The organism is Streptomyces sp. NPDC005899, from assembly GCF_040629645.1.
Classification (GTDB): Bacteria; Actinomycetota; Actinomycetes; order Streptomycetales; family Streptomycetaceae; genus Streptomyces.
Window position 1 is genome coordinate 1 of the sequence record NZ_JBEXWB010000189.1, and the last position, 12,011, is coordinate 12,011.

Here is a 12,011-nt window from a genome sequence, read left to right on the forward strand (position 1 = left end):
CGCGAGTCCGGGGACGCCCTCCCGGTCCACGACGCCGTCGCCGATCATCCGCACGGCCCGGCCCACGACATCGGCGCGGACGTTCCAGTCGGCCGAGCCGGGCACGGCGTCCGGGCGGCAGCGCCTGCACGCCCGGAAGCCGTGGCCCTGCGCCGCGGCGGCGGTCGGGAAGAAGCGCACGTTCTTCCGCTTGGGTGTGACGGCGGGGCAGCTCGGCCGGCAGTAGATGCCGGTGGTGGCGACGCCGAAGAAGAACTCTCCGTCGAAGCGCGCGTCGCGGCTGCTCACCGCCTCGTACCTGGTCTCCTCGTCAGTCACACCGTCCAGTGTGCGCGCCCGGCGAGGTGGCGTACTCGCGGTTTTCGGACGTCGAACCGGGCAGGGCCCGTCACCGGACGCGGCCCCGCTTGACCGCCAGGGCCTCGCGCCCCTCCGCCCCCTTGCGCTTCCACTCGCGCAGCGTCTCCTGGCGCAGCCGGGCATCGGTCTTGGCCGCGATGCGCTGGTTCTCCCTCAGCAGCTTGCGGTAGCTGTCGAGGCGTCGTACGGGCAGGCTCCCGTCCTCGATCGCGCCGAGCACGGCGCAGCCCGGCTCGGCCTCGTGGCCGCAGTCGTGGAACCGGCAGCCCTCGGCCAGCTCCTCGATCTCGGAGAAGACCTGGCCGACACCGCTCGCCGCGTCGAAGAGACCGACCCCGCGCAGCCCGGGGGTGTCGATCAGCACGCCACCGCCGGGCAGGACGAGGAGGTTGCGCGTCGTGGTGGTGTGCCGCCCCTTGCCGTCCATGTCACGCGTGGCGCGCACGTCCATCACGTCGTCGCCGAGCAGGGTGTTGGCCAGAGTCGACTTGCCGGCGCCGGAGATGCCGAGCAGCACGCTCGTACCGCCGCCGATGACGGCGCCGAACACGTCCACGCCCTCCCCGGTGGCCGAACTGACGGGCAGCACCTGCACACCGGGGGCGATGCGCTCGACGTCCTGGACGAGGTGGGACAGGGTGGCGGCGTCCGGGACCAGGTCCGCCTTGGTGAGCAGCACGAGCGGCTGCGCCTCGTACGCCGTGTCCCGCGGCCCGTCACCGAGGAGAGCGGCTCCCGCGGTGCTGGACAGGGCCAGGGCGAGGAAGCGCTCCAGCCGCCCGAGGTCCAGCTCGAGGGCCAGCGAGACGCAGATGACGACGTGGTCGACGTTGGTGGCGAGCACCTGTCCCTCGGAGCGCTGCGAGGACGTCGAGCGCACGAAGGCGGTGCGCCGGGGAAGGAGCGTACGGACGAATCGCGGATCGCCGCCGGGGTCGACGGCGACCCAGTCGCCGGTGCAGACGACGCGCATGGGGTCGCGGGGCACCACGAAGGCGGTGTCCGCACGCAGGACGCCGTCCGCCGTGACGACGTCGCACTGCCCGCGGTCCACCCGCACCACGCGTCCGGGCAGGAGTCCCTGCTCGGCGTACGGGGCGAAGGCGGCGTGCCAGTCGTCGTCCCAGCCGTACGGGGCCAGCGGGTGCGACGGGAGGGAAGGCAGGGAGAGAGGAAGATCGGGGAAAGACAAGGGAAACCCTTCACAAGGGTGGCCCCGGCACCGCGCGCTCAGGCGCGGAGTGAAGAGGTCGAGGTCAGCCGGTGGCCACGGGGGGGGAGAACGATGCACTTCCGGTTGTGGGCAGCGCCCATCGCAACGACAGTCATCAATGTCCTCACCTCCTGGGTTCCTCGAACTGCGCACACCCTAACGGGGAGCCACCCGCCCACGTCAACGGGTTTTCCGGTCTTCCGGGACGAGCGGGCCTGCTCTCAGCCGCCGACCGCTTCGGCGGAGTTCCGAGCCGCCGGGACGAAGCAGCGCGGGCGCGCGGGAACGTGCTCGCCGGGCGGTGCGGGTTCCGGTTCGAGGCCCGCCATCCGCCACTGGGCGAGCAGCCGGTCGTAGATCGGCGTATCGGACGCGGGTTCCGTCTGCGCACGACGGTTCCACGGGTCCTCGCTTGCGTACTGGTCCATGACAGATCGCTACCCGATCTCGGCTCATCAGCACCCGTGGGATGGGTCATTCGGCGCAATCGCACCGTCGTTCACGTCCGGCACGCAGAAACCGCCGCCCCGGCAAGGAGCCGGGACGGCGGTACGTCACGTGACGTCAGTGACGGGGCGCGATGACAGCCGCTGCCTCGGCGTGCTCCTCGTCGATGACGGTGAGGCTCTCGGACTCCTTCTCCTCGACGTTGTCCGAGCAGTCGAGGTTGTTGTTGGCCGACGACAGGATCGGGATGTCGATGACCTCGACCACGTCACAGCTGAGGACCTGGGAGTTGTTCTCGAACTTCGACGTGTCGTCGTCGGCCGCCTGGGCGGAACCGGCGCCGGCACCGGCGAAAGCCAGGGCGACAGCAGTGCAGGCGACAGCCTTCTTGAGGTTCATGCGCAAACTCCTTGTTTTTTACGGGGAGCCACCTTGGCCACCCATCAAGCGAAAAAGGGACCGATGGAATCCCTGGGCGCGGGGTCGGAATGCTCACATCATTCCGACCCCGCGATGCCGACGGACCGGATCCGTATGCGACAGACACGATGTGATCTGTCGACCGATATCCGTAACCGGCATCAACATCCGGTAAACGCCGCCGCACCCACAATGGAATTGCTCCGATCGGGTCACAATCCGTTCCAACCCTGCGGCTGTGGATGCTCTGCGTCCCGGAAGCCTCAGGAGCCCTCAGGAGGTGCATCGGGTGCGAGGACACCCAGGGCCGCCGCCCCGGGGAGGAAGGCCGGGGCGGCGGCGCAGGCGGCGCGGGGTGTCAGTGGTCCCGCGGGGCGATGAGAGCCGCCGCCTGGGCGTGCTCCTCGTTGATGAGGAGGGTCTTCTCGGTCTCCTCCTCCTCGACGTTGTCCGAGCAGTCGATGTTGTTGTTGGCCGCCGACAGGATCGGGATGTCGAGGACCTCGACCACGTCACAGCTGAGGATCTGGGAGTTGTTCTCGAACTTCGACGTGTCGTCGTCGGCCGCCTGGGCGGAACCGGCGCCGGCACCGGCGAAAGCCAGGGCGACAGCAGTGCAGGCGACAGCCTTCTTGAGGTTCATGCGGTATCTCCTTGTTGGTTGGTACGCGAGCGTCGCAGGCGTCCGCCTGGCCCCCCGTGGCGCGGGCGAGAATTACCCTGCGCACACAGAGTCGGTGCACTCAGCATTCTCGACACGCTCACCCTCTAAACGAGTCCCGGAACGAAAGGTATTGCTCCATACGGGCGTCGAGGGGATTTTATTCGGCGTCCACGCCGGAACCCGATACATGGGTTTCGTTGCTCCGGGATTCGTAGTTCGTGGAGCAGTCGATATTGTTGTTCGCCGTGGAGGCGATCGGAATGTCCAGAACCTCCACGCTCAGGCAGGACAGGATCTGCGTGTTGTTCTGGAACTTCGGCTCCTCGTAAGCCTGAGCCGCACCCGCCCCGGCCATCATGAGGGCTGCGGCTGACAGCGAGACAGCGGCGGTTCGCCTTCCGAACACCATGTACCTCCATCGATAGGTGAGCGCGTTCGATCATCCGGCGGCGAGCCCGGATCGACACAGGCCGCTCGGGCACCTGCGCCGCACACGACACCGTGGAAAACGAGAAGCGGTCATTCCGGTTGTGCCGCTGAACAGGTGAAAGATGCCCAGCGCCTTGGGCAGGCCGGTGTCGATGACGGCATTTCAGGACCGCACGGACCGAGCGACCGGACGGGGCCCGCACCCCCACGAGCATCCCGTGACCCGAGGCCGGAGGGGCACAGGTGACGCCCGCCCCCGCCGGCGCTCCGGCAACGACCGGGCCACGGATGCCCGCGTGTAATCCGTTCGGGCTAAAGCCAAGTTCTTCACCGTTTCGGAGTTTCCCCAGACTCTTTCCCTCGTTATGAGGGTTGTCCAGGACCGTGGGAGTGGCGGCCCGCCAGAGCCGTGGCACCACCGGACGCCGCACCGCACCCCCGGATTCTCGGTCACATCGCGAGATGTCCTCCCAAGGTTTTTGAAAGGCAAAGCAATGCGACAAGCCCTCAGCAAAAGCGTGTTCGTCCTGGCGGCGGCATCGGGCGTCCTGACCTCAGTGGGCGGGTACGCCTACGCCGACGCCACGGCAGAAGGAGCGGCGGTCGGCTCCCCCGGCGTCGGTTCCGGCAACGCCGTGCAGGCCCCGGTGCATGTCCCGGTCAACCTCTGCGGGAACACCGTCGATGTGATCGCCCTGCTGAACCCGGCCTTCGGCAACATCTGCGCCAATGTCAGCTCGGGCGACAAGGACGACGACGCCTACGGCGACAGCGACGGCGGCGAGTCCTCCGGCGCCAGCGCCGAGGCACAGGCCGTCGGCTCGCCCGGTGTCCTGTCCGGCAACCTGGCCCAGGCACCGGTGGACGTCCCGGCCAACGTCTGCGGCAACACCATCGACGTCGTCGGTGTGCTCAACCCCGCGGGTGGCAACACCTGTGTCAACGAGGGCGGTTACGAGCAGGACATCCCGCCGGTCAAGCCGCCGGTGGTGGAGCCGCCCAGCGAGGAGCCCCCGACCGCCGAGCCGCCCACCTCGAAGCCGCCGGTTTCCGAGCCGCCGGCGCAGGAGCCGCCGGCCTCCGAGCCGCCGGCGCAGGAGCCGCCGGCCGGCACCCCGAGTCCGAACACCCCCGACACGCCGCTGGCCGAGACCGGTGCGGGCGGTATCGGCATGGCGGCCGGCGCGAGCGCGGCGCTGCTGCTGGGAGGCGCGGTGCTCATGCGCCGTACCCGCGGTTCGCGCGACTAGTTCGGCGATGGCAGACCGCCCCGCAGCATCAGTGCTGCGGGGCGGTCTGCTGGCCGGCTTCTACGTCCTCTGTGCGATCGACCGCCTCGGGGCCGGGTGTGTTGACCCCGCAGGGTTCGTCGAATCGGCTGACGGGCGGCTGGCCGTCGAGTGCGGTGCGGCAGCGGTGGTGGTCGCGGGAAGTCCGCCAGGGCCGCTGTCCACTCGTCGTCTGAGGTACGGGGCCGCAGGTAGGCCGGCCATTCATCGGGCAGGGTGCGGTTGCGGCGTTCGACTTCGCCGTTGCGGAATCGGGCATGCCCGCTCCGGGCGCCGCGCGGCGGTGGTACGGGACCGGCGGGGAGGCGGCGTGGGGCGACGGGCCGGGAGGGGGACCGGTGTACCGCGCGGGCGTGGTGTCCTCAGCCGGTGACGCGCTCGAAGACCGCGGCGAGCCCCTGACCGCCGCCGATGCACATGGTCTCCAGGCCGTAGCGGGCCTCGCTGCGGTGCATCTCGCGGGCCAGCGTGGCGAGGATCCGCGCACCGGTGGCGCCGACCGGGTGGCCGAGGGAGACTCCGGAGCCGTTGACGTTGATCCGCTCCTCGTGGTCCTTGTCGCCGAGCCCCAACTCGCGGGTGCAGGCCAGGACCTGGGCGGCGAAGGCCTCGTTGATCTCGATCAGGTCGAGGTCGGCGAGGCTGAGCCCCGCGCGGCCGAGGGCGGCGTGGGTGGCCGGGACGGGGCCGATGCCCATCGTCGCGGCGGGGACGCCGGCCCGGGCGAAGGAGACGAGGCGGACGAGCGGGGTGAGCCCGAGCCGCTCCGCCGTGGCGGCGCCGGTGACGAGGCAGGCGGCGGCGGCGTCGTTCTGACCGCTGGCGTTGCCGGCGGTGACGGTGGCCTCCGGGTCCGAGGCGCCCATGAGGGGCCTGAGTGCGGCGAGTTGTTCGGCCGTGGTGTCGGGGCGGGGGTGTTCGTCGGCGGTCACGACCGTCTCGCTCCTGCGCGTGCGGACGGTGACGGGGACGGTCTCCGCGTCGAAGCGCCCCTCCCTCGCGGCGCGGGCGGCGCGTGCCTGCGAGCGCAGCGCCAGGGCGTCCTGGTCGGCGCGGCTGATCGAGTAGGCGCGCCGCAGGTTCTCGGCGGTCTCGATCATGCCGCCGGGGACGGGGTGGCGGACTCCGCCCGCCGTGACCCGGCCGCGCGCCAGGGAGTCGTGGAGCTGGAGGCCGGGGCCCTTGATGCCCCAGCGCCCCTCGTGCGTGTAGTAGGGGGCCGCGCTCATGACGTCGACACCGCCGGCGATCACGACCTCGCTGAAACCGGCCCTGATCTGCATGGCCGCGTCCAGGACGGCCTGCAGGCCGGAGCCGCAGCGCCGGTCGATCTGGGCACCGGTGACGGAGTCGGGCAGCCCGGCGTCCAGGGCGGCGACGCGCCCGATGGCCGGGGCGTCGGAGGTCGGGTAGGCGTGTCCGAGGATCACCTCGTCGACCCGGGCGGGGTCGATTCCCGTACGGGCGACCACTTCGGCGATGACGCGGGCGGCGAGCGCGGCGGGAGTCTGCTGGGCGAAGACCCCGCCGAAGCGCCCGATGGGGGTGCGCAGCGGTTCGCAGATGACGACGTCTTGCTGATCGGGCACGGCGGGGCACCTTTCGGCGGGTTCAGGTCTGTGAGGCGACCTTCGCACCGGACCACTGAGTCGGTCCAATATCGAGTTTCCCGCTCTTCGAGACGCCAGGCGTCTCAATCCGCTTCCCGCAGGGCGGGCCCTACGGGGTCGGCAGGGCTTCCTCGCAGACCGCGAGCACCGCCCGGAGCGCCGGGGACGGGTTGTCGGTGCGCCAGGCGAGCGCGGCCTGGCGCCGGATGGGAGGGCCGGCGAGTGGCCGGTAGACGAGTCCGTTCTGCTGGATGTGCCGGCAGGAGGAGACGGTGAGCGTGACGCCGACGCCCGCGGCGACGAGGGCGAGGATCGTGTAGGAGTCGGGGGCCTCCTGCACGACGCGCGGGTTGAAGCCGGTGGCCTCGCAGGCCTCGACCATCGCGTCGCGCACCGTGGAACCGGTGTTCGCGGGGAAGGACACGAAGGGTTCGTCGGCCAGCACCCCGATGGGGATGGTCTCGAGCCGGGCGAGGCGGTGGTCGGAGGGCAGGGCGCACAGCAGCTCCTCCTCGTCGATCACCCGGTAGGCCACGCCCGGCTGCGTGACCGGGAGGCGGACGAAACCGAGGTCCAGGGAACCGTCGGCCACCCTGGACAGCGCGACGTTGGCGTACGTCTGGCCCTTCATGACCAGCTCCAGGGCGGGGTGGGCCGCCCGCACGGCGCGGGTCAGCCGGGGCAGCGTCTCGTGGCTGGAGGCGCCGGCGAAGCCGATCGTGACCCGGCCGTACTCCCCGCGTCCGGCCGCCCTGGCCGCCCGTACCGCCGTGTCGAGGTCCTCGAGCACGGTGCGTACGGGTTCGAGGAAGGACTCCCCCGCGCTGGTGAGGCGCACGGAGCGGGTGTTGCGTGCGAAGAGCTGGACGCCGAGCTCCTTCTCCAGCTGCCGGATCTGCTGGCTGAGCGGCGGCTGGGCCATCTGCAGCCGTTTGGCGGCGCGGCCGAAGTGCAGTTCCTCGGCCACGGCGGTGAAGGCGGTCAGATGACGCAGCTCCATACAGGCACCCATTCATTGCTCAGCGGTCTGGATGCGACCTTAATTCGGTATTGGACAGCGATCAATGGGCGCTGACACCGTGGGGCGGACAGCACATCCACTCGCCGAGGAGCACCGTGGAACGGACGGACACGGCCGACGGGGCCGGCAAGGTCATGTCGATGAGGGAGGCGGTCGCCACCTACGTGCGCGACGGCGCCACCGTGAGCCTCGAGGGTTTCACCCACCTCATCCCCACCGCCGCCGGGCACGAGATCATCCGCCAGGGCCGCCGGGACCTCACGGTCGTCCGGATGACGGCGGACATCGTGGTGGACCAGATGATCGCCGCGGGCTGTGTCTCGCGGCTGGTCTCCTCCTTCGTCGGCAACTCCTCCGCCGGTTCGCTCGGCGAGCTGCGGCGCAGGATCGAGCGTGGAGCCCCGGAGCCGCTCGCCTTCGAGGAGTACAGCCACTACGGGATGATCTGCCGCTACCTGGCCGGCTCGCAGCGTCTGCCGTTCTACCCGCTGCGGAGCTACGCGGGCAGTGACCTGCCCGCGGTCAACAGCGACCTGCGCAAGGTCACGTCCCCCTACCCGGGGCCGGACGGCGAACCGGAGCAGATCTACGTCGTCCCGCCCGTCAACCCGGACGTGACGATCATCCACGCCCAGCGGGCCGACCGCCGCGGCAACACCCAGATCTGGGGGCTGACGGGCATCCAGGCCGAGGCGGTGTACGCGGCGGACAGGTCGATCGTGGTCGTCGAGGAGATCGTCGAGGACCACGTGGTCCGCTCCGACCCCAACCGGACGCTCGTCCCGGCGCACGCCGTGGACGCCGTCGTGGTCTGCCCGCGCGGCGCGCACCCGTCGTTCGCCCAGGGCTACTACGACCGGGACAACGCGTTCTACCGGGCGTGGTCCCACATCAGCAAGGATCCGGAGCGCCTGCGGGAGTGGCTGGCGGAGTGGGTGTACGGGACGGCCGACCACGCCGAGTACACCGCCAAGCTCGGCGAGGAGTTCTGGGCGGGACTGGCGGTCGGCGAGGCGCTCAGCGAACCGGTGAACTACGGGCGGCGGCTGTGAGCGCGGCACGGGAACACGGGGGCGCGGAACAGGAACGCGGGAGCGCGGAACACGAGAAGGAGCGGGCCATGACCACCCCCACGGCGCACACCACGGCCCCGGGCGCCTCGGCACCGGGCCCTGCCGCACCGCACGCCTCCGGCGGCGGGGCGAGGACCGCCGGGCAGACCGCCGGCGCGGAGGACACCGTCACCTCCTCCGAACTGCTCTCCGTCGTCGCCTCCCGTGAACTGGCCTCCCGGCGCACGGTGTTCGCCGGGATCGGACTGCCCACGCTCGCCACCGAGCTGGCCCACCTGACGGTCGCGCCCGACATCGAGGTCGTGTACGAGTCCGGGGTGTGCGGCGCGCACCCCTCGCAGCTGCCGGAGACCATCGCCGACGCCGTCCTCATCTCGGGCGCCGAGGCGGTGCTGTCCATGCCCGCCCTGTTCGGCTGCGTCCTCCAGGGCGGCCACATCGACGTCGGCTTCCTGGGTGCCGCGCAGATCGACCGGTGGGGCAACCTCAACACCTCCGTCATCGGGGAGTGGGACAGCCCCCAGGTACGGCTGCCCGGTTCCGGCGGCGGCATCGAGGTGATGGCCAACTCCCGTGAGGTCTTCGTCGTGATGCGCAGGCACAACCCGCGCTCCTTCACCGGGACGCTGGACTTCTGCACCACCCCCGGCCCGGACCGCGCGCTCGCGGAGGGCATCCGGCCGCTGGGGACCGGCGTCACCCGGGTCATCACCGAGCTGGGCATCCTGGCCCGCGACGGCGTCGGCGAGGAGCTGCGGCTGGTCGCCGTGCACCCGGGCGTCACGGTCGACCAGGTGCGGGCGGCGACGGGCTGGGACCTGGAGGTGGCCGACGAGGTCGGGACGGTGCCCCCGCCGACCGCCGAGGAGCTGCGGCTCCTGCGCGAGGACGTCGACCCCGGTCGCGTCTATCTTCGCTGACGCCCCCCTCACCGGCACGAACCGACCCCACGTACGACTCAGCCGCACGTCACCTGCGAGAGGACCGTAACCGCCATGCGTATCAGGATCGTCGGCGCCGGGGCCATGGGCCGCGGCATCGCCCAGTGGGCTGCGAGCGCCGGACACACCGTCGAGCTGGGCGACGTCCGGGCACAGGCCGTGACGGAGGCCGTCGACTTCGTCCGGTCCATGCTGGAGCGCGCGGTGGCCAAGGGCCGGATGTCCGCCGGGGACAGCGCCGCCGCCCTGGAACGGCTGGTCCCCCTGGACGACCCCTGGGCGCCCGGCCCCGACGTCGAGCTGGTCGTCGAGGCCGTACGGGAGGACCTGGACACGAAGGCGGAGGTCTTCGGGAAGCTGGAGGAGGTACTGCCGGCCTCCACCGTGTTCGCCACCAACACCTCCTCCCTGTCGGTCACCCGGATCGCCGCCTCGCTGGGCGACCCGACGCGGCTGGCGGGGCTGCACTTCTTCAACCCGGTGCCGCTGATGCGGATCGTGGAGGTGGTACCGGGAGCCGCCACCCGTCCGGAGATCCCGCCGGCCCTCACCGCGCTGGTCGAGAGCTGCGGCCACCGCGCGGTCACCGTCGCCGACACGCCCGGCTTCCTGGTCAACCACGCCGGGCGCGGCCTGGTGACGGAGGCGCTGGCGCTGCTGGAGGAGTCGGTCGCCGGGCCCGCCGACATCGACCGCGTCGCCCGGGACGTACTGGGGCTGCGGATGGGCCCCTTCGAACTCATGGACCTCACGGGCCTCGACGTGACGGCGGCGGTGATCGACTCGATCTGGCAGGGCTTCCGCCACGAGGACCGGCTGCGTCCCTCCTACCTCACCCCGAACCGGGTGACGGCGGGCCTGCACGGCCGCAAGACCGGACAGGGCTGGTTCGCGTACGGCTCCGAGGCCCCCGCCGGTACGCGGGAGGCGCCCGTGACGGGCGATGCCGGCCGGCCGGTGTTCGTGGCGGGCGAGGCGGACGGCGGGCTGCGGGACGCGCTGGCCGCGTCCGGGGCGGCCGTCGAGAGCGGGGCGGCACCTTCCGGCGCCGCCCTCGTGCTGGTCCCCGTCTGGGGCACCACCGTGGCCGCCGCCGTGGCCGCCCGGGAGTTTCCCGCCGGGCGCACGTTCGGGGTGGACCCGCTGCCCGCCGCCGGCCGCCGCCGGGTGCTCGCGGTGACGCCGGCGGCCGACCCCGTCGCCGCGAGGGACGCCCGTGCCGTCCTGGCCCGGGCCGCCGAGGGCGAGGAGCCGTACGCCGTGTCCGTGGTGCGGGACACGGCAGGAACGGTGGCACAGCGGCTGCTGGCCTCCGTGGTGTCGGTCGCCGCCTCGATCGCGGAGCGCTCGCTCGCCACCCCGGCGGACATCGATCTGGCCGTGACGACCGGTCTCGGCTATCCGGCCGGGCCGCTGGCCTGGGGCGACCGGATCGGGGCCGCCCGGATGCTGGAGCTGCAGCGCGCCCTGCACGCCACGACCGGCGACCCGCGCCACCGCCCGACCCGCTGGCTCACGGAACGGGCCCAGCTGGGGCTGGCGCTGACGGATCCGGGGACCACGCCCGACGCCTGCACCGGCCGGTAGGGGGCCGGCGGGCGCGGGGCCTGCGGGCGGCGGCCGTTCGGTACGCGGTGGGGGCGGGGCGCCCGCACGTGCGGCCCACGGTTCCGCCGGCGGCCGCCGCGCCTCCACGCGGTGCTGCCGGGCCCGGGCACACCGCGCTTGTACCGTGTTGCCCCGAGGAACGGGAGAGGCGATGGGCGCACAGCACGGCAGGGCACTGGTCACGGGCGCCTCCTCGGGCATCGGGGCGGCGTACGCGGCACGGCTGGCCGCGGAGGGGTGGGACACCGTCCTGGTGGCCCGGCGGGAACAGCGGCTCGCCGACATGGCGGCGCGGCTGCGCGAGGAGACCGGGTCGGCCGTGGAGACCCTCGTGGCGGACCTGTCGGACCCCGGCGGCCTGGCGCGTGTGGTGGAGCGGGCGGGGCGGGACGACATCGGGTTCCTGCTCAACAACGCGGGGATCAACGGGTACGGGCCGTTCGGCGAGCTGGAGCCCGCGCTGATGGCGAAGGTCCTCGACGTCAACGTCCTGGCCGTCACCGCGCTGGCTCGGGCCGCGGTCCCGGCCATGCTCCGGCGCGGCGGCGGGACGGTCGTCAACGTGGCCTCCCAGCTGGCGTTCGCCGGCTCGCTGCCGCCGCGCCCGCTGCCCGAGCGTGCCGTGTACGCGGGCACGAAGGGGTACGTGGTCACGTTCACCCGCACCCTCGCCGCCGAGCTGGCCGGCTCCTCCCTGCGGATCCAGGTGCTGTGCCCGGGTCTGACCGCCACCGAGTTCCACCGCTCGCGCGGTGAGGAGCCCGTCGGCGGACGTGAGCAGTCCGTGCACGCCGAGGGCGGTATGCCCGTGGACCAGGTGGTCGACGCCTCGCTGACCGCGCTGGAGGACGGCCGGGTGGTGTGCGTGCCCGGGCTGCCGGACGGCACGGCGGTCGACGGCCTGGCGGCGGCGGAGCTGGCGATCCGCACGGCGGC

The 12,011-nt window shown here is 72.1% G+C and carries 13 protein-coding genes and 1 pseudogene; 5 read left to right on the forward strand and 9 right to left on the reverse strand.

The genetic code is table 11. The annotated features are described in order from the left end of the window. The 6 genes from ABZ371_RS20505 to ABZ371_RS20530 form a co-directional block, all read right to left on the reverse strand. On the reverse strand, positions 1–327 hold a 327-nt coding region (locus ABZ371_RS20505), incomplete at its 3' end, for an Ada metal-binding domain-containing protein (RefSeq protein WP_358681574.1). Positions 328–388: 61 nt separating this feature from the next. Next, positions 389–1,552 carry a ribosome small subunit-dependent GTPase A gene (gene rsgA / locus ABZ371_RS20510; protein WP_358681545.1) on the reverse strand — a complete coding sequence of 388 codons (1,164 nt, stop codon included), beginning with the start codon at positions 1,550–1,552 and terminating at the stop codon, positions 389–391. 242 nt (positions 1,553–1,794) lie between these two features. Then, positions 1,795–2,001 carry a hypothetical protein gene (locus ABZ371_RS20515; protein ID WP_358681548.1) on the reverse strand — a complete coding sequence of 69 codons (207 nt, stop codon included), beginning with the start codon at positions 1,999–2,001 and terminating at the stop codon, positions 1,795–1,797. A gap of 136 nt (positions 2,002–2,137) precedes the next feature. Then, positions 2,138–2,419 carry a hypothetical protein gene (locus tag ABZ371_RS20520; protein ID WP_358681551.1) on the reverse strand — a complete coding sequence of 94 codons (282 nt, stop codon included), beginning with the start codon at positions 2,417–2,419 and terminating at the stop codon, positions 2,138–2,140. A gap of 379 nt (positions 2,420–2,798) precedes the next feature. Then, the gene (locus ABZ371_RS20525) at positions 2,799–3,083 is read right to left on the reverse strand and encodes a hypothetical protein (RefSeq protein WP_358681553.1); all 285 of its coding nucleotides are present in this window, start codon (positions 3,081–3,083) and stop codon (positions 2,799–2,801) included. Between the two features lie 178 nt (positions 3,084–3,261). Continuing rightward, positions 3,262–3,513: a hypothetical protein gene (locus ABZ371_RS20530; protein ID WP_358681555.1), complete on the reverse strand. Its 252-nt coding sequence runs from the start codon at positions 3,511–3,513 to the stop codon at positions 3,262–3,264. A 514-nt stretch (positions 3,514–4,027) separates the two neighbouring features. Between ABZ371_RS20530 and ABZ371_RS20535 the strand changes: the two genes are divergently transcribed. Further along, a complete protein-coding gene (locus tag ABZ371_RS20535; RefSeq protein ID WP_358681558.1) occupies positions 4,028–4,783 on the forward strand; it encodes a chaplin family protein in 756 nt (251 codons plus the stop codon). 106 nt (positions 4,784–4,889) lie between these two features. Here ABZ371_RS20535 and ABZ371_RS20540 read toward each other — a convergent pair. From ABZ371_RS20540 to ABZ371_RS20550, 3 genes and pseudogenes are all read right to left on the reverse strand, one after another. Continuing rightward, positions 4,890–5,067, reverse strand: a pseudogene (locus tag ABZ371_RS20540) (IS481 family transposase); the annotation flags it as partial. Between the two features lie 117 nt (positions 5,068–5,184). Then, positions 5,185–6,411 (reverse strand): acetyl-CoA C-acetyltransferase, encoded by a 1,227-nt coding sequence (locus ABZ371_RS20545; protein ID WP_358681561.1) that lies wholly within the window; start codon positions 6,409–6,411, stop codon positions 5,185–5,187. Positions 6,412–6,541: 130 nt separating this feature from the next. Beyond that, positions 6,542–7,432, reverse strand: a complete 891-nt coding sequence (locus ABZ371_RS20550; protein ID WP_358681563.1) for a LysR family transcriptional regulator — start codon at positions 7,430–7,432, stop codon at positions 6,542–6,544. 155 nt (positions 7,433–7,587) lie between these two features. On the opposite strand from ABZ371_RS20550, the gene ABZ371_RS20555 reads away from it, so the two are divergent. The 4 genes from ABZ371_RS20555 to ABZ371_RS20570 all read left to right on the forward strand — a co-directional run. After that, a complete protein-coding gene (locus ABZ371_RS20555; protein WP_358681577.1) occupies positions 7,588–8,505 on the forward strand; it encodes a CoA-transferase in 918 nt (305 codons plus the stop codon). Between the two features lie 68 nt (positions 8,506–8,573). Continuing rightward, positions 8,574–9,446 (forward strand): CoA-transferase, encoded by an 873-nt coding sequence (locus ABZ371_RS20560; protein ID WP_358681566.1) that lies wholly within the window; start codon positions 8,574–8,576, stop codon positions 9,444–9,446. Between the two features lie 75 nt (positions 9,447–9,521). Then, a complete protein-coding gene (locus tag ABZ371_RS20565; protein WP_358681569.1) occupies positions 9,522–11,054 on the forward strand; it encodes a 3-hydroxyacyl-CoA dehydrogenase in 1,533 nt (510 codons plus the stop codon). Positions 11,055–11,226: 172 nt separating this feature from the next. Then, on the forward strand, positions 11,227–12,011 hold a 785-nt coding region (locus tag ABZ371_RS20570; RefSeq protein ID WP_358681572.1), incomplete at its 3' end, for an SDR family NAD(P)-dependent oxidoreductase.

Bases quoted from the DNA above. Each gene is read 5' to 3' on its own strand.
- ABZ371_RS20565 (WP_358681569.1), top strand. From the start codon at position 9,522: ATGCGTATCAGGATCGTCGGCGCCGGGGCCATGGGCCGCGGCATCGCC.
- ABZ371_RS20550 (WP_358681563.1), bottom strand. From the start codon at position 7,432: ATGGAGCTGCGTCATCTGACCGCCTTCACCGCCGTGGCCGAGGAACTG.
- ABZ371_RS20515 (WP_358681548.1), bottom strand. From the start codon at position 2,001: ATGGACCAGTACGCAAGCGAGGACCCGTGGAACCGTCGTGCGCAGACG.
- ABZ371_RS20530 (WP_358681555.1), bottom strand. From the start codon at position 3,513: ATGGTGTTCGGAAGGCGAACCGCCGCTGTCTCGCTGTCAGCCGCAGCC.
- ABZ371_RS20525 (WP_358681553.1), bottom strand. From the start codon at position 3,083: ATGAACCTCAAGAAGGCTGTCGCCTGCACTGCTGTCGCCCTGGCTTTC.
- ABZ371_RS20560 (WP_358681566.1), top strand. From the start codon at position 8,574: ATGACCACCCCCACGGCGCACACCACGGCCCCGGGCGCCTCGGCACCG.
- ABZ371_RS20555 (WP_358681577.1), top strand. From the start codon at position 7,588: ATGTCGATGAGGGAGGCGGTCGCCACCTACGTGCGCGACGGCGCCACC.
- ABZ371_RS20520 (WP_358681551.1), bottom strand. From the start codon at position 2,419: ATGAACCTCAAGAAGGCTGTCGCCTGCACTGCTGTCGCCCTGGCTTTC.
- ABZ371_RS20535 (WP_358681558.1), top strand. From the start codon at position 4,028: ATGCGACAAGCCCTCAGCAAAAGCGTGTTCGTCCTGGCGGCGGCATCG.